Below are 24570 nucleotides of genomic sequence, written 5' to 3'. Positions count from 1 at the left end.
GTTGTGAAATAAGTAACTCATTTAAATATGTCGACAAAGTGCATATTTTAATCGTTAAATGGTCATCTCCGAAATGTCTCCTTCAACAATTAAAGTGCCCTCCGTTGCTTGTTTTATAGCTTCAACAGTTACTCCGGGAGCCCTTTCAAGTAATCGGAATCCTTTGGGGGTAACCTCCAGAACTCCGAGATTAGTTACTATTTTTTTTACACAACCAACACCGGTAAGAGGCAGTGAACATTTTTTTAAGAGCTTTGATTCGCCTTTTTTATTGGTGTGCATCATGGCTACAATAATATTCTCTGCTGATGCAACAAGATCCATTGCTCCGCCCATGCCTTTAACCATTTTTCCGGGTATTTTCCAATTGGCAATATCCCCGTTTTCTGCTACTTCCATAGCCCCGAGAATAGTAAGATCAACATGTTTTCCGCGAATCATTCCAAAACTAGTTGCCGAATCAAAAAAGGAAGCTCCGGGTAATGTTGTAATGGTTTGCTTCCCGGCATTTATAATATCGGCATCTTCTTCCCCTTCATAAGGAAATGGACCCATGCCTAATACACCATTTTCACTTTGGAATTCAACGCTTATATCGTCTCTGACATAATTTGCCACAAGTGTAGGAATCCCAATACCGAGATTAACATAATACCCGTCTTTTACTTCTCTGGCTATTCTTTTTGCTATTCCAATTTTGTCCAGCATAATATTGTCCTTACTTCGTTCTTAGTTTCTTGATCTAACGGTCCGTTGTTCTATTCTTTTTTCATAATGTTCCCCCTGAAAGATTCGTTGTACAAATATACCAGGGATATGAATTTCATTTGGATCAAGACCGCCGGCCGGTACCAGTTCTTCTACTTCCGCCACGGTAATCTTAGCTGCTCCACACATACAGGGATTAAAATTTCTAGCTGTCCCTTTAAAGATTAAATTCCCGGCTTCATCGCCTTTCCAGGCCTTAACGAATGCAAAACTGGCCTCGAAGGCATGTTCAAGAACGTACATTTTGCCATTAAAATCTCGTGTTTCCTTGCCTTCCGCAACTTCTGTCCCGTAACCTGCAGGCGTATAAAAAGCCGGAAAGCCAGCTTGAGCAGCCCTGCATTTCTCGGCCAGGGTTCCCTGTGGTGTTAATTCAACATCTAATTCCCCACTCAACATCTGCCTTTCAAATTCCTCATTTTCGCCAACATAAGAGGAGATCATTTTTTTAATCTGATGTTTTTGTAACAATAAACCCAGGCCAAAATCATCTACACCTGCATTATTACTTATGCAGGTTATATCTTTTACTCCCAGGCGAACGAGCTCTGAAATTGCATTTTCAGGTATCCCACAAAGGCCAAAACCTCCTAACATTAAGGTCATTCCGTCTTCTACTCCAAGTAATGCATCCTGCACACTGGCCACCGTTTTACGTATCATAGCTAAATTAATTGTTAGTTCCCTATAGATACTAAAATACATTATTAAATAAAAAAACCCGCTTTTAAGCGGGATTAGTTTAACAGGAAAAATTCTGAAAATAATCAAAAATCCAGATCATCAAGGTCATCATCAAGATCATCATCAAGCTTATCTTTCTCAATTGATTCTTCTGTTTCTTTTGAGCAATCAACACTAATTGTAAGCTCTTCTGGTTCCGGAAATTCCGCCATAGAAATTCCTAATTCCTCATCTGCATAATTACTTTTCATATATAAAGCCCATATAGGCAAGGCCATTGATGCTCCCTGGCCATATGTTATTGTTTTAAAATGGGTGGCCCTGTCTTCGCCACCAACCCATACACCGGTGACCAGATTGGGAACCATTCCCATAAACCAACCGTCACTCTGGTTCTGCGTTGTTCCTGTCTTACCGGCAATCGGGTTTGTGAATTCATATGGATAACCTGTAATTATTTCTTTATATACCGTTTGGTCTATATTAGAAGAATGCCGGAGCCTTGTGCCTGAACCTCCTTGTGTAACGCCTTCCATTAAGTTTACCATTGCATAGGCCACTTCCTTGCTAAGCACATCTTTTGTTTCGGGAACGTATTCATAAAGTACAGTTCCATTCTTATCTTCTATTCTGGTTACCATTACCGGTTTTACAAAAACTCCCTGATTAACAAAGGTGCCATAGGCACCTACCATTTCATATACATTTAGATCCGGGGTTCCAAGGGCAATTGAAGGCACCTCCAGAATTTCGCCTTTTATTCCAAGATCTTTGGCAATGGCCACTACGGGTTTTGGGCCCACCCTGTCAATTAGTTGTGCTGTAACCGAGTTCACCGAGTTTGCGAGGGCTCGTTTTAAGGTATACATACTTCCTGAAAATTTACCGTCAGCATTCTTGGGGCACCAGGGCTCCGGGTTTCCATGTTTCCCTGCTTCAATACAATACTGACTATCCGGAAGTGAATCACATGGTGATAATCTCAATTGATCAATGGCCGCGGCATATACAAAAGGCTTAAAGGTTGAGCCGGCCTGTCTTGCGCCCTGAATAACATTGTCGTATTGAAAATGTTTGTAGTTTAGTCCGCCTACCCAAGCTTTAACATGACCAGTTTGGGGTTCCATTGACATCATTGCAGCCCTTAAGAAAGTTTTATAGTACCTAATGGAATCCAAAGGCGTCATAATCGTATCCTTCTCTTCTGTTTCACTATTCCAGTCGAATACAGTCATTTCAGTTTTTTCAGTAAACGACGCCCTGATCTCCTTATCAGATTTACCATTGGCCTTCATGATACGCCAACGCTCTGAGTTTTTCATGGCACGCTCCATAATTCGGCTTGTCTCTTCAGGATTCAGTTCCAGGAAAGGGGCGGTACTATTTCTTTCTGGTGTATTTTGATGAAAAAACTCTTTTTGAAGTCTTATCATATGCTCCTTAACAGCCTCCTCAGCATTTTTCTGCATTCGGTAATCTACAGTGGTATAAACTTTAAGACCGTCTAAATATATATTCCAACGGTCTCTTTCCCCTTCAGCCGCCGGTTTAGGGTTTTTGTCAATCCAGTCATTAAGAAACCCCTGCAAATACATTCTGAAATAGGTAGCCAGTCCATCCCTGTGAGATTCAGGAGTGAAATTTATATCCATTTTTAATTCCTGCAGAGAATCCTTCTCTTTTTCCGTAATAAAATCGTATTTGGCCATTTGCCCAAGTACGGTATTACGTCTGTTTAATACGAGTTCTTCTCTTCTCAGAGGATTGTATAAGGAAGAGTTCTTTAACATCCCAACCAAAACGGCAGACTCCTCAGTCCTCAGGTCTTTAGGTTCCTTTCCAAAATAAATTCTGGACGCGGAACGTATTCCATCTGCGTTATTGATAAAGTCATAGGTGTTCAGGTACCAGGCAATAATCTCTTCTTTGGTGTATTGTCTTTCCAGACGTATTGCGATTACCCATTCTTTTACTTTTTGAACAATCCTTCCTGCCACCCCGCCGGATATTCTTTTGGTAAACAGTAACTTAGATAATTGCTGAGAAATGGTACTGGCACCACCCTTTGCTCCCAGAAACACTATTGCTCTTAAAGTACCTCTTGCGTCTATCCCTGAATGTTCGAAATATCTTGCGTCTTCAGTTGCTACCAGTGCATTAACCAAATTGGCGGGTAACTCATCATATGAAACGGGAGTTCTGTTATCATCTAAATAAAACTTTCCCAGAGTCTTGCCATCTGAAGAAATTATCTCTGTAGCAAGATTTGTCTGCGGATTCTCCAGCCGCTCAAAAGTTGGCATTTCTCCCAAAAAGCCCCATGAGGCCAATAGAAACACTAAACAAATTATAAAAAATCCTGAAGCAAACAGAATCCAAAACCATTTAATAAACTTAGAAAAATTGGAAGAATCATTTTTTTTCCGGGCTTTTGCCATAACTTAATTACGCTTTTCAATTAAGAAACCAACATCAGTGATGCCTTCGAGTTCCATAATCCCATCTGCACTGCCATTTTTTCGCATAGCATGGGAAATTTGTAAAGTATATACGCCCTTAACGGGAAAAATGATGTTTTCCTTATACCAAAGTTTATTTTCTTTTAAACTACCATATCCTTTCCCCAGCCATTTGCCATCCGGCATGGCCATTTCATACTCTAACGTATCCCTTTGAACATCGCCATTTGGGTATTTCAAATCTGCTATTAAAAATAAATTACTATAAGGGAAAGTATCATCATTTCTTACAGAAATAAATATGTCTCTGGCTTTAATAGTGTCGTTTTCAGTGAAACTAAATTCCTTTATGTCACTTTTGGACCATATTCCGCCGGGGTTGGGCTGAAATTCTGAATGAATCAGATTTTTATTACATGCCCAAATAAATAAAATGAGTATTGAGTAGAATATTCTTTTAGGCATTTTTAGCAGGTCTTTTTCTATTATTCCTTCTCTTTTTACTCTTGCTTGTCTTGTTTTTTCGCTTCGGGCGGTCAAACCTGGTAAGACTGTCTTGTCCTACAACATTTTCAAAAATCAACTTTTCTTCTTCAATGTTTTCATCGGCAAACTCTTCAAGACTTGCCACTGGTTTTTTAGCTTTATTCTTATCCAGTATCTCCTGAACCTGTTCTTTTGTAAGTGTATGCCATTTAGAAGGGTCATCCTTATAGGAGTACCACAATATCCCCTTAAAAATGTCTGTTTTTTGACAAAATGCCGTTCCTTTTTCGGTAAATAATCTACTGTCCTGAGAAGGGAAATCTTCCAGAGCCTCTAAATAAAGATCCAACTCATAATTCAAACAACATTTCAGTTTCCCACATTGCCCGGCTAATTTTTGCGGATTAAGCGAAAGTTGCTGATAACGTGCTGCCGAAGTACTCACGGAGCGGAAATCTGATAACCAGGTTGAACAACATAGTTCCCTCCCGCAAGAACCAATACCTCCTAAGCGCTGTGCTTCCTGCCTGTAGCCAATTTGCTTCATTTCTATGCGAATACCAAAGGCTTTCGCCATATCCTTGATCAATTGTCTGAAATCAACACGTTCTTCTGCTGTATAGTAGAAAGTTGCCTTGGAACCATCTCCCTGAAATTCTACATCTGAGATCTTCATCTGCAATTTTAGCAAAATAGCCATTTCCCGGGCGCGTTTCTTTATCTCTTCTTCCTTTTCCCGACATTTCTGCCATTTGTCTATGTCCTTTTGAGTTGCCTTTCGATATATTTTTGGAATTTCGTCCTGAGAATCGGAAACTTTCTTTCGCTTCATCTGCACCTTCACCAGTTCACCGGTTAATGTGATAAGACCAATGTCATGGCCAGATTTGGCCTGGGTAGCGACAATATCACCTATGGACAAAGACAGGTTTTCCGTGTTCCTGAAAAACTCTTTTCTACTATTTTTAAATCGAATTTCAACACAATCAAATGGCTTGGAACCACTTGGCATAGACATATTAGAAAGCCAGTCAAATACAGTCAATTTATTGCAGCTATCCGTGCCGCACGTCCCATTATTTTTGCATCCCCGTGGCTGCCCATCCTTGCCGGTTGAACAACTGTTACAACCCATATTTTATATCTTGATTTAGCAAAACCATAATTCGGATTTACTAAAATAGGTTCATAAATAATTACTGAAGGTAAAGATAGTACTTTTTTGCTGTGATGGAAAGTGGCAAATATTGAATGAATTATTATATCTTCTCCAATTTAAGTAACGTAAAAAAGGCCTAAAATTTTGCGTAGATTTTTCTGAAATTATGCCACCTAAAAATCAGCAGAATTATTTTTTAAACCTTAATACCTCTGATCTTCCTTTCTTAAAAATTTTATTGCTGACGACTTTCCCTTTTCTAAGTTTTTTTTGCTCTTCAAACGGTAGTTCATGAATTTCTTTACAGTGGTCAGAGCAACAGCTGTTCATTTTGTCCGCGCATGCGTCGCATTGAATAAATAGAAGATGACAGGCTTCATTAGCACAGTTAACATGCGTGTCACAAGATTTACCACATTGGTGACATTTAGCAATAATATCCTCCGATATACGCTCACCTCTTCTATGATCAAACACAAAATTTTTACCCAGAAATTTATTTTCAAGATTCTTAGCCCTTACCTGGCGGGTATATTCTATAATCCCTCCTTCGAGCTGAAATACCTTTTTAAACCCTTTATGCTTGTAGTAGGCACTGGCCTTTTCACATCGTATGCCGCCGGTGCAATACATGACCAGATTTTTGTTTTCTTTATAGTCCGATAAATCCTTTTCTATAATATCCAATGAATCTCTAAAGGTGTCAACATCCGGCGTAATTGCGTTTTTAAAATGACCTATTTCACTTTCATAGTGATTTCGCATATCAACCAATATTGTATCCGGATCGTCTATTAACTCGTTAAAGTGTGTGGCATCAACATGCACCCCCTTATTGGTTACATCGAAGGTTGCATCATTCAAACCATCAGCGACAATTTTTTTTCGCACCTTTATCTTTAGTTTCAGAAAGGATTTATTATCCTGTTCGATAGCAATATTCAGGCGAACATTTTCAAGAAACGAAATACTGTCTATATGAGATTTGAACTTTTCAAAATTATCTGCAGGAACAGATAATTGGGCATTAATCCCTTCTCTCGCCACATAGATTCTACCCAGAACATCCAATTCATTCCAATGAATAAATAAATGATTCCTGAATAATTGTGGATTATAAATATGTGCGTACTTGTAAAAAGAAATAGTCAGGCGCTCCTTGCCCGCTTCCTCGATAAGGGATTCTCTTTCTTTAGCACTTAATGTATTGTACAGTTGCATGCTATACCAATGATTAAGTTTAAATATAAAATAGTATGCAAAATTAAACATATTCCGCTTTAGAACAAGAGAAAACCAATTGATTTTGAGGCTGATACTCCAAGTTGCCGGCGTAGGACGACTTGTTTCAAATAAAAAAGAGCCTTGAATTTTCAAGACTCTTTAAGGACCATTCCCTGGTAATTTTCTTTTTCATAGATTAACCTGAAAGGATATGGTCACCATTGCCCAAAGTTCATTGGAACTATGGAATATTTTGTGTTTAATCACTATCACTTGTACGTTAGATGCAGCAATACGAAAAAGGTTGCTTTTGACATTGTTATATGGAAAAAGAAATGGTAATTTAGCTTTCCTAATTTTATAGAAAATCACAAATGAGCAACGATAAAGACGCAAAACTTAAAGCATTAAAACTTACATTAGATAAACTGGATAAAACCTATGGCAAGGGTGCTGTCATGAAAATGGGCGACTATGTTGTTGAGGATGTAGAAGTTATCCCATCGGGTTCACTTGGTTTGGACATTGCTTTGGGAGTTGGTGGATATCCTCGTGGCAGGGTTATAGAAATATACGGGCCAGAATCTTCCGGTAAAACCACATTAACTTTGCATGCCATAGCTGAAGCTCAAAAAAATGGCGGTATTGCAGCATTTATTGATGCTGAGCATGCATTTGACAGGTTTTATGCCCAAAAATTAGGCGTTGATATTGACAACCTTATCATTTCACAGCCTGATCATGGTGAACAGGCATTGGAAATTGCCGATAATTTAATTCGATCTGGTGCCATTGATATAGTGATCATAGATTCGGTAGCAGCATTAACACCAAAAAGTGAAATTGAAGGTGAGATGGGAGACTCCAAAATGGGTTTGCACGCCAGATTGATGTCACAGGCACTTCGAAAATTAACCGGTTCTATCAGCAAAACACATAGTACGGTTATTTTCATTAACCAATTAAGAGAAAAAATTGGGGTTATGTTTGGAAATCCCGAAACTACTACCGGAGGGAACGCCCTAAAGTTTTATGCTTCAGTGAGATTGGATATTCGCAGATCAACACAAATCAAAGATACTGAAGGTGCGGTATTAGGGAATAAAACCAGGGTAAAGGTTGTTAAAAATAAAGTGGCTTCCCCGTTTAAAACCGCAGAATTTGACATAATGTACGGTGAAGGAATATCAAAGGTTGGTGAAATCCTTGATCTTGGAGTACAATATGAAATCATTAAAAAAAGCGGGTCCTGGTTTAGTTACGGAGACACAAAACTTGGGCAAGGAAGAGATGCAGTTAAATCTCTTTTGCAAGATAACCCTGAACTGCTTGAAGAATTAGAAGGTAAAATAAAAGAAGCTATCAGTACTGTAAAAGTATAATTTAGAATTATATCCTTCCTATATTATTGCCTTTCCAAGCAACCATTAGCTAATCTTATCATCTTATACTAAAGATTTTAATAGATGATTATGAAAAGATTAGTTTCCCTGTTTTTGGCATTATTCATATTTGTGTTGTCCTCATGCAGTGTAACCGATGATGAGCCGGATTTTTATTTTATTCCTCTCCAGGTGGTGAGTGCAGAGTTACCCCAGTCATTTACATTGCATGAAAAATATAAAATTAATGTAACTTACTTATTGCCAAATGGTTGCGCCTCCTTTGAAGGTTTTGACGTGACTCCAATTGCACAAACAACAAGGAATGTAGTCCCTATAGGATCTCAGTTTGATGATCCGGAATGTGTGGACGGAGGGGCTGAATTAGAAGGTTCTTTTAACTTTATCTGCCTATATACAGACACCTATCTTTTTAGGTTCTGGACGGGGGAAAATGAAAATGGCGAACAAGAATATTTGGAAATTGAAGTTCCTGTAAACCAATAATCTACTATTTTAGGTCTGTTTAATCTAACCAATATTTTGAGTCTTAAAGAACTCATACATAATTGTAAAAGAGGAGATAGAATAGCGCAGGAACAATTGTATAGAAATTATGCAAAAATATTGTTCGGTATCTGCCTTAAATACTCACGCAATAAAACAGAGGCCGAAGATAATCTTCACGATAGCTTTATGGTCATTTACGATAAGATTGGTCAATATAAATTTAAGGGCTCTTTTGAAGGTTGGATAAAAAGGATTACTGTTAATACGGTACTGCAGAAATATAGAAAGGAAGAGTATCTGAAAGTAGTAAATGATAATATTACTGAAGAACCCGAGAGTGATTCGGACTACCTGGATATTGAACTCCCCACGCTCCTGCGGTATATACAGGAACTTCCTAATAAATATAGAATCACCTTTAATATGTACGTCCTTGATGGGTTTACACATAAAGAGATAAGTGAACAATTAGGAACATCAGAGGGAACATCAAAATCAAACCTGGCCAGAGCCAGAATGATTTTAAAAGATAAAATAAAGAAAGAAAACATAAATATTGCTTAAATACTTAAGCCATGAGAAAAGATAGTATTGATAAATTGTACCAGGAGAAGTTGAAAAACTTCAGTGAGGTTCCGGACGAAAAGGTCTGGAAATCCATTGCTGCCTCCCTGGACAAAAAGAAAAAGTCTCGTCTAATCCTGCCTGTTTGGTGGAAATTAGGTGGAGCGGCGGCAATTTTAGCCATATTATTATACGTTTTTATCCCTTTTGAAAGTGCTCAAAAGACAGATCAAATAATTACGGATGTAGAAAGTTCTCCTTCCACAAATAATTCAAAGGCAAATGATATTGAAAAAATTTTACCGGAAGAAAATAATGAAAATGAAGCTGGTGTTGTAACCTCATCTGATGAAAAGAATGAAATTGGAAATTCAGTTTCTGCAAGTCCGAATGGCAGGGCCTCAAAGGTACTGCCAACTGGTGAGACTTCCGTTATTGCGACTACTGAAAAAAATATTTTACAAGCAGAGCAAAAAACTGATAAATCTAAACCTTCAGACCCTGTAGCAACTATTGCTTCTGTTCGTTCCGAAAAAACAGACGGAAATGCCGGAAAGGATGAAACCGGCGCAAAAATCAAGGAACAACAGCTTCTAAAAAATGAAAATTCCGGTATTGCCGCCAAAATCAAGGTTCCTGATAATGATCCTGTGGCTGTCGATAGCGAAAATTCTGATATCCAAAGTAAATCCGGGCTCCGGGAAGCCACTATTGCAAATGGCACAGCTAAAGTAATCGGGGAAAAAGAGGAGGAAAAAGAGAAAGAAGATGTAAAATCAGAAAAGGGCAAAAAGTCTATTTTTGACGAAATTGAAAAATCTCAGGAAACACAAGTAGCTCAAAGTAATAGCAATAGATGGTCTGTTGGACCAAGTTTAGGGCCGGTATATTTTAATTCTTTTGGGGATGGTTCACCAATACACTCAAATTTTGTGTCCAATTCCAAGAGTGGTAACGTAAATCTTAGTTATGGTCTGAGGATTTCTTATGATATCAGTAAAAAGTTGAGTATTCGCTCCGGACTCCACAGGGTTGACTATGGCTATGATACAAATGAAATCTCTTTTTCTGCTTCACTAACAGCTTCTACTAATGATCAAATTGATAACATAAATTATGCAACTACCTCAAGAAATTTAGTTGTCAGGAATATGGAAGACAGCAAGCTTTCTGAGCAGACAATTGGTCTGGAGTTTGTGGCACAAAGTCCCGCGCGTAATGGAAGAATGATTCAGGATTTCGGCTATATAGAATTGCCCCTAGAAATAAATTATGCCTTACTGGACAGAAAATTTGGCATAAACGTAATTGGCGGATTAAGCTCACTCTTCCTGGTTTCTAATTCCGTAGTACTTGAGGCTAATGGAAATACTGTTGAGATGGGTGAGGCTAATAATATTAATGATTTGAATTTAAGTACAAACATCGGTTTTGGGTTAAATTATAAATTTTCACCAATGTTGCAATTGAACCTGGAACCCATGTTCAAATACCAATTAAATACATTTACTCAAACAGCCGGTGATTTTCAGCCATTCTCTATTGGAGTCTACACGGGTTTGAATTTTAAATTTTAGGCCTGATGCCGATTAAAAAGAAAACGGCCCAAAGACTATAATACAAGTTGGCAAGAGCATAATGAAGTTATTTTTATTTATACCTTTTGGTATATGCTATTGTGAACACCTCTCTTTGCTGATATCAGGCCTCTCTTGAGAGTTCTTTTAAAATTACTGTTCTCACCTGCTTCCGCAATTCTGATTTCTGGTTTTCCATTAGTCCTTTTGTATAATGGAAAGAATGGACCTTTACTCTCACAATCCCGGGACCACCACCAAAAACCGTGAATGGAAATCGCTTTTTATTGTCATAAAAAGTAATGGGAACTACCGGAATATCATGGGCTATTGCCATTTTAAAGGCCCCATCCTTAAATTCATCCAGTATTATATGCTCCTCAGGCACTCCCCCTTCCGGAAAAATGCAAATACTAAGACCTTGATTTAATCTTTTTTGTGCCCTTCTGTAAACCGCACTCCTGCTTCTGCTGTCTTCCCTGTCAACCAGAATACAAACACGTTTATAAAAAAATCCGAAAACAGGAATATTAACCAGTTCCTTCTTACCAACAAAAACAAAGGGGTTCTTACTTGTTTTTAACATCATCATTATATCCAGCATACTGGTATGATTTGCAACCAACATATAACTTTGACCCCTTTCCAGCTTTTGTTCATAGGATATTCTTGGAAAACAGAACATCCCGTAAATAATAGTATTTGCCCATATGTTTCGAGCCAGCCAAAAAAATTGTGCATAGGTTCTGTCGGATAGGGTAGTTATCAGAAGTATTGGAAAAAAAATAAAAATTGGTAAGCTTACCAGGATATAAAACCAAATACGATAAAGAACCAGCCCCAATTTTTGCAGAAGTAAGCGCATAAATCAAAAGTAACAATTTTAGCAGGGTAATCGTATTTCTTTTACTTTTGCCTACGTAATATTAACTAAATGGCAAGAATTTTAACTGGCATACAAAGTACAGGAACACCACACCTGGGTAATATACTTGGAGCGATTATCCCTGCAATCGATATGGCAAAAGAACATGAAAATGATTCCTTTCTATTTATTGCCGATATGCATTCGCTTACCCAAATTAAGAATGGTGATGAGTTAAGGCATAACACCTATGCAACTGCCGCCACATGGTTAGCTTTCGGGCTCGACGTTGAAAGCACTGTATTTTACAGACAGAGCGATGTTCCGCAGGTAACTGAGCTTGCATGGTATTTAAGCTGCTTTTATCCTTATCAACGACTTACGCTGGCCCATTCATTCAAAGACAAAGCCGACAGGCTGGGGGATGTCAATGCAGGTTTATTTGCCTATCCTATGTTAATGGCTGCGGATATTTTATTATATGATGCCAATATTGTGCCGGTAGGCAAAGATCAGCTCCAACATATAGAGATGACGCGTGATGTTGCAGGGCGTTTTGAGGCTCAAATGGGTGAGACTTTCGTAATGCCGGAGGCACAGGTTCAAAAAGATACTATGTATATTCCGGGGACCGATGGGGAAAAAATGAGCAAAAGTAAAGGCAATCTAATTAATATATTTCAACCCGATAAAAAACTCCGCAAACAAGTGATGAGTATAATTACGGACAGTACATCACTGGAGGATCCCAAAGACCCGGAGACAGATACTACTTTTTCTTTATATAATATTTTAGCCTCTGATGCGCAGATCTCCGAAATGCGGTCGAACTACTTAAACGGAAATTATGGTTATGGGCATGCCAAACAGGCACTTTACGAATTAATTATTGAAAAGTTTAAATCTCCCAGAGAGAAATTCGATTATTATATGAACCACCTTAATGAAGTAGATGAAGCACTGTTAATTGGAGCAGAAAAAGCTGGAAAAGTGGCCAATTCAGTTCTTGAAAGAGTCAGGAATAAGGTAGGATACTAATTTTCTTATTACTGACTACCTGGTTTGTAATATAACTTTTTGTCCATAAGCCAATTCGTTTAACCTATGGCCTATAAGTACATTTTATCGATAAACGCTCTAATTATTGGGTTTCAGCATCCTAAATTTCAGATAAACAAACTACCCGGTCTGATTAAAATTAAATAGCTTCATACTGTTTTCCGGGCAAAGGCCTTATCATTCCTTTAAGTTCCATGGTCAAAAGACTGGATACTGTTTTAAATACAGGCAAATGACATTCCAAGGCAATTTGATCTACCAATTGACGCCCATCTTTCCGTAAAAAAGAGTAAATTATTTTCTCATTTTCATCCAATTCCACGAAAAGTTGCTTTTGCACCGGAGCTGATACTGATTCTTCCAATTGCCAATTCATCAAGTAAATAAGATCAGCTGCTGAAGTAAGCATATGTGCCCTTTGCCCTTTAATTAGATTATTGCATCCCAGACTGTATTTATCCCTGACCCGACCCGGCACAGCAAATACATCCCGATTATAATTATTCGCCATATCCGCTGTTACAAGGCTACCTCCCTTTTCTGCAGACTCAATGACAATTGTTGCCTCACTAATACCTGCAATAATTCTATTCCTTTTTAGAAAATTCTCCCGGTCCGGGTTGCTTGTGCTCCAGAATTCAGTCAAAAACCCGCCATTCTTACAAATTTCATCAACATATTTAAGGTGCGTTTTTGGATAAATTTGATTTAAACCATGTGCCACGCACGCAATAGTCTGAAGCCCGTATTTGATAGCCGCCCGCTGAGCGCAAATATCAATTCCATAGGCAAATCCACTTATTATTACAGGATCTAATGGTGCTATATTTTCTATGAATTCTTCACAGAATGCCCTGCCATAACTTGTGCTATTTCGTGTGCCGACTATGCTAATTATTTTTTTATTCTCAAGTTGCATATTGCCCCTTTTGAATAGTAATATTGGAGCATCAACACAGTGTTTTAGATATTTGGGGTAATCCACATCCAGGAAATATGAACAGGAAATATTATTCTTAAGGATAAATTCATATTCCATTTCTGCAGCATGAAGGTATTTTTTATTCTGGAGGCCTCTTAGTATTACACGCCCAATTCCTTCAATTTTTTCCAGATGCTTCATTTTATCTGTAAAAACTGCAATTGGACTACCACAATGAGTGATCAGCTTTTTAGCCGTTATATCACCGATATTAGGGATATTTTGCAACCTTAGAACTGCAATCAACTCATCCTTAGTCATTTATAAAATATTTTTAGTTATTCACAAATTACATAAAATATTATGTTAATAAAAAATTCTCTTGTCTGGTTTGAACCCCTCTAATTTTTTTTCATCTTTGTATTTATGGGAATTGAGCACTACATTCAACAACTTTTATATCGTTACAACTGTGTTGTAGTTCCTGATTTTGGTGCGTTTTTAACTCAAATGAAATCTGCATCTATTTATAAGAGTACCAATACCTTTTACCCGCCTTCAAAACGAATATCTTTTAATGAACAGTTATCCTCAAATGACGGTTTATTGGTTTCATACATGGCCAATGCTGAAAACAAGTCGTATGAGGAGATGCTGAAACATACCCTTGATGTTGCAAAGACCTGGAAGAAACAATTGCATTCAGGAGAAAGGCTGAAAATATCATCCATTGGCGAATTATGGTTAAACAGGGAAGGCAAATTACAGTTTCAACCTTCAGACGAAGTAAATTACCTTACCTCCTCGTTCGGCCTTTCCTCATTTGTTTCACCTGTTGTTACGCGTGAAGTCCTTAAGGAACAGGTAGAGGAATTAGAAGAAAAGATTCCATTTATTATTACGCCCGAACAGAGGAAAAGAAGTTCATTCAGGCCTTATTTGAAATATGCCGCGATACTCTTACTGGCCTTTTCAACGGGTATGACTGCTTACAGGTTTTACGGTGAAATGCTTAACAAAAAACAAATTGTTCTGGAGGAAGCGCAAACCCTTGTTTCCAAAAATATTCAGGAAGCGACATTCTTTAACTCAAAGCCCCTTGAATTGCCTGAACTCACGCTCAATGTAACCAAGAAGACAATAACAGGGAATCACCACATAATTGCAGGAGCCTTCAGAATAAAGGAAAATGCCGATAAAAAGGTTCTACAATTGCGCAAAAAGGGCTATGAAGCAAGATATCTTGGTGTTAATAGCTATGGCTTGCACCAGGTTACCTTCGCAAGTTACGAAGACCCTGAAGAAGCTCTAATTGTTCTAAAGCGAATAAAGAGCAAAGAATCACAGGACGCCTGGATGTTGTCTACAAAATAGTTTCTTTCTTTTTCTTCAATACAATTGCTGCGTATCTTTGGAAAAAAAATAAGATGCAGCCAAAAAAACCCAGTGATTCAAGAACTATTATGACGGATATGGTTTTGCCCAGCGAAACTAATCCACTAAATAACCTTTTTGGCGGTGAATTATTGGCGCGAATGGACAGGGCGGCAAGTATAGCAGCGAGAAGACACAGCCGCCGCATTACGGTAACAGCATCTGTCAATCATGTTGCTTTTAATCGTTCTGTGCCCCTTGGAAGTGTAGTAACTGTTGAAGCGAAAATATCCCGAACCTTCAGAACATCCATGGAAGTATATATTGATGTCTGGATGGAAGATAGGTTTAGCGGGGAAAGAACAAAAGCCAATGAAGCCATTTATACCTTTGTAGCGGTAGACGAAACCGGCAAGCCAACTGAAGTCCCGCCAATAATCCCGGAAACAGCTCTTGAGTCCGAACGCTTTGAGGGGGCCCTAAGGAGAAAGCAGCTTAGTTTGGTTCTTGCAGGCAAAATGAAGCCAAATGAGGCTACGGAGCTCCGTGCATTATTTGTTAAAGACTAAATTGATTTTTTGTTAGAAATCGAAGTTGTTTGGATCCGGGCCAAAGCGCTGACTTTTATCTAAGCTATCCAAATTAGCTACATCTTCGGGACTTAATTCAAAATCGAAAATTTCTGAATTTGCCACGATTCTATCGCGTTTTGACGATTTAGGTATGGTTATGACTCCTTTTTGTAAGTTCCATCGCAGCACTATTTGAGCACTGGTTTTATTGTATTTAGCCGCGAGTTCATTGAACGTATCGATTCCAAAAATTCTGCCTTGCATCATTGGAGACCAGGCTTCATATTGAATATTCCTGGCCACACAAAAGTCCAATAGGTCCTGTTGTACCAAATACGGGTGAAATTCCATCTGATTTACCATGGGTACTATCTTTGCCGTATTTAGCAAATCCTCCAGGTGATGCTGCATGAAGTTACTTACGCCAATGGCTCTAACTCGCTTTTGCTCGTAAAGATATTCTATGGCTTTCCAGGTATCTTTATATTTTCCAGAAACCGGCCAGTGCACCAAATAAAGATCCAGGTAATCCAGACCCAGCCTGTCAAGGCTTTGGTCAAAAGCATTTAAGGTTTTTTCAAAACCCTGGTCAGAGTTCCATACTTTACTCACTACAAATATATCTTCCCTTGGCACATCGCTTTCCCTGATCCCGGCTCCGACCCCTTTTTCATTGTCATACACGGAGGCGGTATCTATATGACGATATCCGGTCTCTAATGACCATTTAACTGCGTTTATAACTTCTTGCCCATCTTCAGAAAGGTAAACACCTAAACCAAAATAGGGCATTCTAACTCCGTTATGCAATCTAAAAGTGCCTTTAATATCTGTAATCGAGTTCATATTTTATTTATGTTAAAGTCGATAAATCCATTCCTCAGGATTTAATCTTGTAGCATCCCTGTAGAGGTAAAATTTTAATTGTGTTAACCCATTATACCGATTAGTATATATTTCTCCTAACTCTTCTTTCAGGCTTACTTTATCACCTTTTTTCACATATAAATTGGAAAGGTTGTAATAGGTGCTTATAAAGTTCCCATGTTTAATCTGAACTCCCTTATTTCCACCTGGCACAGCCAGGATAGCAATAACTTCACCTTCAAAAACAGCCCGTGCCCTGGCCCCTTCGTCTGTCGCAATGATTACGCCATTACTCTGATGTTTAATCCCAGGATATACTGCATCTTTATAGATGCCAAAACCCTGCTGCTTAATTCCTTTTTCAACCGGCCATATAAGTTTTCCCTTATTTGCAGAAAAGTTATTTGCTACCAATGTGGCTTCCGGTGTTAAAACAAACTTATTTGATGTTCCGCTTTTTCCTGCCTTCTTGTTTGAGGCTGCTATTGCACTTCGGATCAGTCGTTCTATTTGTTGCTCAATTTTTCGTGCTTCCTGCCTTTTATTCTTAATCGCCGAGGCATATTTACTCTCATTCTGCCTTATAGACTTTAAAAGTTCTTTCTGTGCTTTTATCTCCCCCATCAATTCGCCTTTGGCTTTTAAATTATCGGCCAACAAAACCTCCTTTTCCTTCCTTTGGTTAGTTAAGTCGTTATTTAATTGAGTTAGTTCTTCCGTTTTCCTGACAATATCCTCTCCCTGCTCTTTCCTGAATTGAGTGTATTGTTTCATGTATTGTAATCTTTTGAACGCCTGATAAAAGTTTTCTGAAGATAGGAGAAACATCAGCCTGCTTTGTTGGGATCTATTCTGATATGATTTTTGGATCATTTTGGCATACTCTTCTTTCAAAGCTTCCAGGTCTTCACGAAGCTTTGATATATTTCTGATATTGGCATTTATTTGCCTGCTAAGAAGGTTGGCTTGCTGGTTTGTAACACGGATCAATTGCTGTCTTACATTAATCTTCTGATCAAGAACTTCCATTTGATCCAGAACAGTCCCTTTTTGCTTTTTTTCAGCAAATAACAGCCTGTTTATGTCTTCAATTTCCTTTAAAAGCTGTTCGCGCCTGGTTTCCAATGCTTTTTGTTCATTGGTTTGCCCATATGCAATTGAACCCAGCTGTACTAAAAAAACAAATAGTATATATGCAGAATATTGCTTTGCAATTCTCATTTTATTTCAAAACTATTTCTTCGAATCCTTTAGGGATTTTATAGGGAAAATTCAACGTTCTATTAAACTCAATATTCTTAAATTCTATGTCAATATTGGTGGTATGATCACTATCAATTGCTATAATCTGAATTTCTTCAGGTAAGATCCGGTTATTCTTTTCCTGATACGATTTGTAATAAATCTCCATTAGCCTGTTATTCCATGGCTGAGATAATTGCTGTGTAGCAATTTTAAAATTCTTTGGTTCAATCAGGAAAAGTGTTTTGAACAGATCCCCCATATTTTTGGGCTTAAGCTCATAGTATTCTTCTGCAGCAAGGGAAATATACTTCTCCGTCCGCAAATCAAATAATGCTTCCCCGAATAATAGATTCTGTACTTTGTTAAAATCTAATTCCGTTCCCAACAACTTGCTCAAATAGCCAAAGTCTCCATCAAAGTACTCATTCTGAAGTTTATTATAGAAAGTCACCCTTTTAGGGGTGATTAAAGCCTTTACAACACCCAAAGGTGCGCTCATCCATATTGCCTTGTCCTTTTCAACTCTAAGGCTAACATTAAAACTTTGAACGGCTCCACCATCATTATAAGCAACTTTCATTCTGCCGCTTACGGTTTTGAATTCTAATTGATTTTTATAATGATTTTTGATTATTGCCTTGGTCGTAAGCCTTTCATCTACTTTGCCAGCTGAAACTATCTTACTTGTTTTGCATGAAAAAGAAAGCATTGCCAAAAAGGTAATTATGATCCATCTTTTCGATCTGTAGGTATTACATTTCATTAAGTCAGGAGCCGGATTTGATTTTACTAAGATACATATTTGCCTTTGATGAATTCCCCAAAGTTGTATAAGCATTGGCTAACTCTTTGTATATGTCATTGCCCAATTCGTTATCATCTATAAGAAAATCAAGCGCAGTTTCCAATTCACCTGTTGCCTCTTTCTGCTTTCCACTTCTATTCAGACCCATTCCCTTTGCGAAATAAAAATAGGGCTGAGAAGGAAATTCTTCCAGAGCTTCTTCTGCTTTACTAACCAGCGAAGAATAATTCTTATTTCGTATTAATTCGCCAATTTCCTTTTTATACTGTAAAAGGGGACTAAGATCCGTTGTTTCAACCAAAGTCGGTTGCTTTATTTCATCAACATTTTTAATCCGATTTAAAGAATCTTCGATCTTAAGTGAAAGTGAATTTTTGAAGGAAGAGTCTTTCATTTCGTTTAGAATATGTAAAGACTCCTGAAATTTCCTTTTTTGAAAGTAAATTACAGCCAGGTTTTCTCTCAATTTCTCATTATCAAAAGCAATTTGATCTTTGATTGACTCAATTGAATTCCCCTGCTTCTCCATTATCTCCACAACAACATTTAAATACCAATAGTTCTCGGGCATGGAATTTAATGCATCAATGCCATATTGCAGAGCAATTATGGGTTGTTTATTCGCTAAATAAGCATTAGCCAGTTCAAAATCAACTACATTGCTTGTACTATCCAGCCTTTTACATTCAAGAAAAAGGTTAATAGCCCTATCATAGTTTTCTATTCCCTTCTGCTTTAAAGCCTCAAAAAATGCTTCCTGAAATTCATCGGTATAATCTTCCAAAAAAACTTCCGCGCTCTCTTCCTCCTGGGCATAGTTTAACTGAGAGAAAATAAATATCCCCAAAATATAAATTATATATTTAACCCTAATGTTCATATGATCAGACTACATAAATCCCAAAAAGAAGATTATTCTTATTTTGTTCCCGTACTTCCAAAACCACCTGCTCCCCTTGTGGTTTCAGTTAAACTTTCCGTTTCAATCCATTCGGCTCGTTCATGAGCACAGATCACTAACTGAGCAATGCGCTCCCCATTGACAACGGTAAATTCTTCATTGGATAAATTAACAAGAATCACGCCAATTTCTCCTCTGTAATCCGCATCAACTGTTCCAGGGGCATTGAGCACTGTAATTCCTTTCTTAGCGGCCAAACCGCTTCGCGGACGAACCTGTGCTTCATACCCAACAGGAATTTCCACAAATAGCCCTGTTTTAACCACAGCTCTTTCTAATGGTTGTAAGGTAATTGATTCTGATATATTAGCCCTAAGATCCATCCCGGCAGAAGCTGGAGTTTCATATCCCGGTATTGCATGATCTGATTTATTGATAATTTTTATTTTCATTTTAAACACTCTTATCTTTTCCTTTTATTCCACCTAAAAATATTCTTTTAAGCACTTCACTTTCCATTTTATAAAGAATGATTAAAAATACTAAAAGCAAAGCACTGCCAATTATCAAATTTCTGTTAAATACGTAAAAAGAAACTATTGCCAAAAGGATTGATAATCCCAGATAAAAAATTATTTTTCTAAAGTTATAGGGTATAGGGTAGTATTTCCTGCCAAACATATAAGAGATGATCATCATGCTTCCATAGGCTGCAAGTGTGGCATAGGCGGAAGCATAGTATCCCCATTCAGGAATAAAGAAATAGTTTATGCCGATTGTAATTAATGCTCCTACAATAGAAATATAAGCTCCAAATCTGGTCCTGTCCGTAACTTTATACCAAACTGAAAGATTGTGGTAGATTCCGAGACAAAAACTCGCTAAAACTATTACGGGCACTATTGGCATTGCCTCCCAATATGCCTGGTCTCTGATAAAAATGACTTTTAAGACATCTGCAAATACTACAACGGCTAATAATATTACGCTGCCCAAAACAACAAAATAGTTGGTAATCTGGGCATAGGCACGTTGGGGGTTTTCTGAGGAGGAGTGGCTAAAGAAAAAGGGTTCTATCCCAAGGCGAAAGGCAGTAGCAAAAAGTGTCATGAAAAGTGCCAGTTTGTAGCATGCAGAATATTTACCCATTTCACTTTTGGCTATATCCTGAGGTAATAATTCAGCAAGTAATATTCTATCAAAAACTTCATTTATTGTAAAGGCTATTCCTGCAATCATGACCGGTATACCATATTTTATCATCTTAAGCCATAAAGCCTTGTCAAAAGAATAGGTTCTGTTAAGGTATAGACTACCCATCATTAAAAGTGTAAGGCCGCTGGCGATCAAATTTGAAATAAAAATGTATGATATTTCAAAATCGGGAATATATATGGCGTTTAACAAGCTTTCAGGATTCGCATCTGAAAGGCCGGGCAATAAAAGCAGGAAAAATATATTCAACCCTAAATTTACAGCTACATTTACGGTTTTAACCATAGCGTAGCGCATGGGTCTTTCATTTGCGCGCAACCAGGCGAATGGAATGATTGCCAGAGCATCTAATGCAAGGATAAAAATTACATACTTAATATAGCGCTGTTCAATATTCAACAATTCTGTCAGTTGATATTGAAACAGTAATGCGAAGAGTGTAAATAAGACTGTACTAACTAATAAAGAAACCAATGAGGTGGTAACTACTTTATTCTTGTCATCTTCTCCGTTGAAAAATCTAAAAAAACCAGTTTCCATGCCGTAAGCGAGGAACACATTGAAAATTGCAAACCAGGAAAAAATTAAAGTCACCTCTCCATAGGATCCCGGTGGCATAACCTTGGTATAAATTGGAACCAAAATAAAGGACAGCATACGAGGTAATACTGTAGCCAAACCATAAATGAATGTTTGCTTAAAAAGTTTTTTAAATAAACTCAATGGCTTATAGATTTGCGCTTAAATTTAGGTATTTAAACCCATGGAACAAAGTCTGTTATTTTATGTTCACTTGTATATGAGAGAAGGTTTCGTCTTTATTCCTGTAATTTTGAAAAAGACAATTTTCCTTTTTTTAGGATCTGCAGCGGCATTTTTATAACTGATAACCGCTTCATCTTCTTTCAATTCAAATGGAAAATCCTGATTTTCTTTACTTATAGATCCCGGCGGTTGGTTTCCCACTTCTTTTTTAGGGTCTGAATGCATTATAATATCCGGTTTTTTAACCTTGGGGATATCCTGGTAATTGCAGATAATGTATAGTTTCTCCCCATCTTCTTCCATTGCTGCCGGCAATACATGACCCCTGAAAAAGACTTCCAAAAATTCTATGTCATTACCCACCTCTATATCAACCGGGAATTGCAAAATAAAACCTGTTCCGCTTTCTTCCCTGCCTCCCACATATTTCTGATATGATGGATTATTTATGCTGAAAGGAGGTGCCATGGTATATTTCTTCTGGGAAGAGCATCCATAAAGACTGAAAATAGTAACTATTAATATTGATGCAATTTTCATAATTCTTATTTATTTATGCATTAGTAAAGATATGAAACCAAATCTGGTGCCAAAAAAGTCAGGTAAGCTATTATGAAGTTATTACCAATAAAAAATCCCGCATGAAGCGGGACCGGTATTGTAGTTCCAATTAGTTCTTTTGAAAATCATTAATTATTTAATGCCTCAGCTCCGCCTACTATTTCAAGGATTTCATTGGTAATCGCTGCCTGGCGGGCCTGATTATATGTTAGTTTTAGCTGATCCCTTAATTCTGTGGCATTATCAGTAGCCTTGTGCATTGCAGTCATTCTTGCGCCATGTTCACTGGCGAATGAGTCTCTTATTGCCTTGAATAACTGGGTTTTCAGAGATTTAGGAATAAGTTGTTCAACAATGGCCGCCTTTGCCGGCTCAAATATATAATCTGCAGATGTGCTTGAGTCCTGCTCCATAGGCACAATTGGCAGAAATTGTTCTGTAGTGACTATTTGTGTAGCGGCATTTTTGAATTTATTATATACTATTTCAATTTTATCGTAGGTTCCTTTAGTATATAATTGCATTAATTCTTCCGCTATTTCTGCTGCATTATTAAAATTCAGTTCATCATAGATTTCGCTATGGTCAGAAATAACATTATGTCTTTTCCCAATAAGGTCATGCGCTTTCTTCCCTATTGATATAAAATCTACCTGCTGGCCCATATAATGATCTTTCTCCATTGACAGGCAGTGCTTAATTATATTGGTGTTAAATGCCCCACATAGTCCCCTGTTAGAGGTTATAGCCACGATCAGGACGTTTTTGACATCTCGTTTGTCGGTATATTTACTCCCTGTTTCACCATCTATACTTCCACTGAAATTTTGTAACAATTCTGAAAGCTTATTGGCATAAGGACGCATTGCAGTAATGGCATCCTGAGCTTTTTTAAGCTTGGCAGCAGATACCATCTTCATGGCACTTGTAATCTGCATGGTGGAGGATACCGATACTATTCTATTTCGTATTTCCTTTAAATTTGCCATTTTTTAAATTGTGAGTTCAGAGATTAGCCTTGATATTTCCCAGCCAGATCTTGACATACAGAGGTTAAGGTATCCATCACCTCATCCGTTAATTTCCCGGCTTTCAATGTGTCCAGCACGTCTCTGTGCTTAGCATTTAAAAATTCTAAAAAGTCCTTTTCAAACTCCTTTACCTTGTCTACAGGAACATTTTTTAATAAATTTTTGGATCCTGCATAAATAATAGCTATCTGATCTTCAACTGTGAATGGGTCTGCCTGCGCCTGCTTTAAAATTTCCACATTGCGTCTCCCCTTTTCAATTACGTTTAAAGTAGCCGCATCCAGGTCAGATCCAAATTTGGAAAATGCCTCTAACTCCCTGTATTGTGCCTGGTCCAGTTTTAATGTCCCCGCTACTTTCTTCATTGACTTAATCTGTGCATTCCCTCCAACTCGAGATACGGATATCCCAACATTAATAGCCGGACGCACACCTTGATTAAATAAATCCTGTTCAAGAAATATTTGCCCATCTGTAATCGAAATAACGTTGGTAGGAATATAAGCGGATACATCTCCCGCCTGAGTTTCAATAATTGGCAGGGCCGTTAATGATCCCCCACCTTTTACCATAGGTTTCAAAACCTCTGGTAAATCGTTCATATTCTTTGCGATGGAATCATCATCTATAACTTTGGCTGCGCGTTCCAATAACCTTGAATGCAAATAGAAAACATCCCCCGGGTAAGCTTCACGTCCCGGTGGTCTTCTTAATAAAAGTGATACTTCACGATATGCCACAGCCTGTTTGGAAAGGTCATCATAAATAATCAATGCCGGGCGACCTGTATCTCTAAAATATTCTCCGATAGCTGCACCAGCAAAAGGTGCATAAACCTGCATTGGGGCAGGTTCAGAAGCATTGGCTGCAACAATTGTTGTATATGCTAAAGCGCCCCTATCTTCCAGTGTTTTTGCAATTGCAGCAACAGTTGAGGCCTTTTGCCCAATGGCTACATATATGCAGTAGACAGGTTCTCCTGCATCATAAAATTCTTTCTGATTTATGATTGTATCTATACAAACTGTTGTCTTACCAGTCTGACGGTCACCAATAACCAATTCCCGCTGACCTCTTCCTACAGGTATCATAGCGTCTATAGCTTTAACACCAGTCTGCAATGGTTCGTATACCGGTTGTCGGAATATTACCCCTGGTGCCTTGCGCTCTAAAGGCATTTCATAAAGGTCTCCGGAAATGGCCCCTTTTCCATCTATAGGAATGCCAAGTGTGTTTACCACACGCCCTACAATACCTTCTCCTACTTTAATCGAGGCAATACGCTGCGTACGTTTTACAGTAGCACCTTCTTTAATTTCTCTTGATGGTGCCAGCAATACAACTCCAACATTATCTTCTTCAAGATTCAGAACAATTCCTTCCAAACCGCCTTCAAATTCAACTAATTCACCATATTCGGCATTGGAAAGGCCATAAACTCTGGCAATTCCGTCACCAATTTGTAAAACAGTTCCTATTTCATCTAATGAAGCTTTGGCTTCAAATCCAGATAATTGTTTTTTTAAGATTGCAGATACTTCTGCGGCTTTTACTCCTGCCATTTTTTTCAGATCT

At 38.0% G+C, this 24570-nt stretch carries 24 protein-coding genes; 7 read left to right on the top strand and 17 right to left on the bottom strand.

The genetic code is table 11. The annotated features are described in order from the left end of the window. Positions 1-54 precede the first annotated feature (54 nt). The 6 genes from G504_RS0114675 to trhO all read right to left on the bottom strand — a co-directional run bounded on the left by G504_RS0114675 (position 55) and on the right by trhO (position 6777). Positions 55-708 (bottom strand): CoA transferase subunit B, encoded by a 654-nt coding sequence (locus G504_RS0114675; protein WP_019670952.1) that lies wholly within the window; start codon positions 706-708, stop codon positions 55-57. 21 nt (positions 709-729) lie between these two features. Beyond that, positions 730-1431 carry a CoA transferase subunit A gene (locus G504_RS0114670; RefSeq protein ID WP_026348604.1) on the bottom strand — a complete coding sequence of 234 codons (702 nt, stop codon included), beginning with the start codon at positions 1429-1431 and terminating at the stop codon, positions 730-732. Between the two features lie 104 nt (positions 1432-1535). After that, the gene (locus G504_RS0114665; RefSeq protein ID WP_019670950.1) at positions 1536-3890 is read right to left on the bottom strand and encodes a transglycosylase domain-containing protein; all 2355 of its coding nucleotides are present in this window, start codon (positions 3888-3890) and stop codon (positions 1536-1538) included. Positions 3891-3893: 3 nt separating this feature from the next. Next, positions 3894-4376 (bottom strand): gliding motility lipoprotein GldH, encoded by a 483-nt coding sequence (locus G504_RS0114660; protein WP_019670949.1) that lies wholly within the window; start codon positions 4374-4376, stop codon positions 3894-3896. Then, the gene (locus G504_RS0114655) at positions 4369-5532 is read right to left on the bottom strand and encodes a PSP1 domain-containing protein (protein ID WP_019670948.1); all 1164 of its coding nucleotides are present in this window, start codon (positions 5530-5532) and stop codon (positions 4369-4371) included. The genes G504_RS0114660 and G504_RS0114655 overlap by 8 nt, the downstream gene beginning before the upstream one ends. A 213-nt stretch (positions 5533-5745) precedes the next feature. After that, positions 5746-6777, bottom strand: a complete 1032-nt coding sequence (gene trhO, locus G504_RS0114650) for an oxygen-dependent tRNA uridine(34) hydroxylase TrhO (protein WP_026348603.1) — start codon at positions 6775-6777, stop codon at positions 5746-5748. Positions 6778-7154: 377 nt separating this feature from the next. On the opposite strand from trhO, the gene recA reads away from it, so the two are divergent. From recA to G504_RS0114630, 4 genes are all read left to right on the top strand, one after another. Continuing rightward, positions 7155-8162: a recombinase RecA gene (gene recA / locus G504_RS0114645; protein WP_019670946.1), complete on the top strand. Its 1008-nt coding sequence runs from the start codon at positions 7155-7157 to the stop codon at positions 8160-8162. 90 nt (positions 8163-8252) lie between these two features. Further along, on the top strand, positions 8253-8669 hold the full coding sequence (locus G504_RS0114640; RefSeq protein ID WP_157473412.1) for a metal ABC transporter substrate-binding protein: 417 nt from the start codon (positions 8253-8255) through the stop codon (positions 8667-8669). Between the two features lie 36 nt (positions 8670-8705). Next, complete coding sequence (locus G504_RS0114635; protein ID WP_019670944.1) at positions 8706-9236, top strand: RNA polymerase sigma factor; 531 nt, start codon at positions 8706-8708, stop codon at positions 9234-9236. An 11-nt stretch (positions 9237-9247) separates the two neighbouring features. Continuing rightward, a complete protein-coding gene (locus tag G504_RS0114630) occupies positions 9248-10813 on the top strand; it encodes an outer membrane beta-barrel protein (protein ID WP_019670943.1) in 1566 nt (521 codons plus the stop codon). Positions 10814-10937: 124 nt separating this feature from the next. Here the strand turns inward: G504_RS0114630 and G504_RS0114625 are convergent, their stop codons facing one another. After that, a complete protein-coding gene (locus G504_RS0114625; protein WP_019670942.1) occupies positions 10938-11678 on the bottom strand; it encodes a lysophospholipid acyltransferase family protein in 741 nt (246 codons plus the stop codon). A 69-nt stretch (positions 11679-11747) separates the two neighbouring features. On the opposite strand from G504_RS0114625, the gene trpS reads away from it, so the two are divergent. Continuing rightward, positions 11748-12716, top strand: coding sequence for a tryptophan--tRNA ligase (gene trpS / locus G504_RS0114620; protein ID WP_019670941.1), 969 nt, complete (start codon positions 11748-11750; stop codon positions 12714-12716). Positions 12717-12876: 160 nt separating this feature from the next. On the opposite strand, the gene dprA is transcribed toward trpS, so the two are convergent. After that, positions 12877-13980, bottom strand: coding sequence for a DNA-processing protein DprA (dprA, locus tag G504_RS0114610; RefSeq protein ID WP_019670939.1), 1104 nt, complete (start codon positions 13978-13980; stop codon positions 12877-12879). Positions 13981-14085: 105 nt separating this feature from the next. Between dprA and G504_RS0114605 the strand changes: the two genes are divergently transcribed. Both G504_RS0114605 and G504_RS0114600 read left to right on the top strand, forming a co-directional pair. After that, entirely contained in the window at positions 14086-15033 is a 948-nt protein-coding gene (locus G504_RS0114605) for an HU domain-containing protein (protein ID WP_019670938.1), read from the top strand. A gap of 53 nt (positions 15034-15086) precedes the next feature. Continuing rightward, complete coding sequence (locus tag G504_RS0114600) at positions 15087-15602, top strand: acyl-CoA thioesterase (protein ID WP_019670937.1); 516 nt, start codon at positions 15087-15089, stop codon at positions 15600-15602. A gap of 12 nt (positions 15603-15614) precedes the next feature. Here the strand turns inward: G504_RS0114600 and G504_RS0114595 are convergent, their stop codons facing one another. The 9 genes from G504_RS0114595 to atpA form a co-directional block, all read right to left on the bottom strand. Then, positions 15615-16451, bottom strand: coding sequence for an aldo/keto reductase (locus tag G504_RS0114595; protein WP_019670936.1), 837 nt, complete (start codon positions 16449-16451; stop codon positions 15615-15617). A gap of 12 nt (positions 16452-16463) precedes the next feature. After that, positions 16464-17693, bottom strand: a complete 1230-nt coding sequence (locus G504_RS0114590; protein ID WP_019670935.1) for a murein hydrolase activator EnvC family protein — start codon at positions 17691-17693, stop codon at positions 16464-16466. A 1-nt stretch (position 17694) separates the two neighbouring features. Continuing rightward, complete coding sequence (locus G504_RS0114585; protein ID WP_026348602.1) at positions 17695-18480, bottom strand: DUF4292 domain-containing protein; 786 nt, start codon at positions 18478-18480, stop codon at positions 17695-17697. 4 nt (positions 18481-18484) lie between these two features. Further along, positions 18485-19402 carry a tetratricopeptide repeat protein gene (locus G504_RS0114580; RefSeq protein WP_019670933.1) on the bottom strand — a complete coding sequence of 306 codons (918 nt, stop codon included), beginning with the start codon at positions 19400-19402 and terminating at the stop codon, positions 18485-18487. 38 nt (positions 19403-19440) lie between these two features. Then, positions 19441-19875 (bottom strand): dUTP diphosphatase, encoded by a 435-nt coding sequence (gene dut, locus G504_RS0114575; RefSeq protein ID WP_019670932.1) that lies wholly within the window; start codon positions 19873-19875, stop codon positions 19441-19443. 1 nt (position 19876) lies between these two features. Next, positions 19877-21361 (bottom strand): oligosaccharide flippase family protein, encoded by a 1485-nt coding sequence (locus G504_RS0114570; RefSeq protein WP_026348601.1) that lies wholly within the window; start codon positions 21359-21361, stop codon positions 19877-19879. A 66-nt stretch (positions 21362-21427) separates the two neighbouring features. After that, entirely contained in the window at positions 21428-21943 is a 516-nt protein-coding gene (locus tag G504_RS0114565; RefSeq protein ID WP_019670930.1) for a hypothetical protein, read from the bottom strand. A gap of 149 nt (positions 21944-22092) precedes the next feature. Continuing rightward, entirely contained in the window at positions 22093-22953 is an 861-nt protein-coding gene (gene atpG, locus G504_RS0114560) for an ATP synthase F1 subunit gamma (RefSeq protein WP_019670929.1), read from the bottom strand. A gap of 23 nt (positions 22954-22976) precedes the next feature. Continuing rightward, positions 22977-24557, bottom strand: coding sequence for a F0F1 ATP synthase subunit alpha (gene atpA, locus G504_RS0114555; protein ID WP_019670928.1), 1581 nt, complete (start codon positions 24555-24557; stop codon positions 22977-22979). Positions 24558-24570 lie beyond the last annotated feature (13 nt).

It is taken from the genome of Eudoraea adriatica DSM 19308 (assembly GCF_000382125.1).
Taxonomy (GTDB): Bacteria; Bacteroidota; Bacteroidia; order Flavobacteriales; family Flavobacteriaceae; genus Eudoraea; species Eudoraea adriatica.
This window is presented reverse-complemented; position numbering and strand designations above follow the sequence as displayed.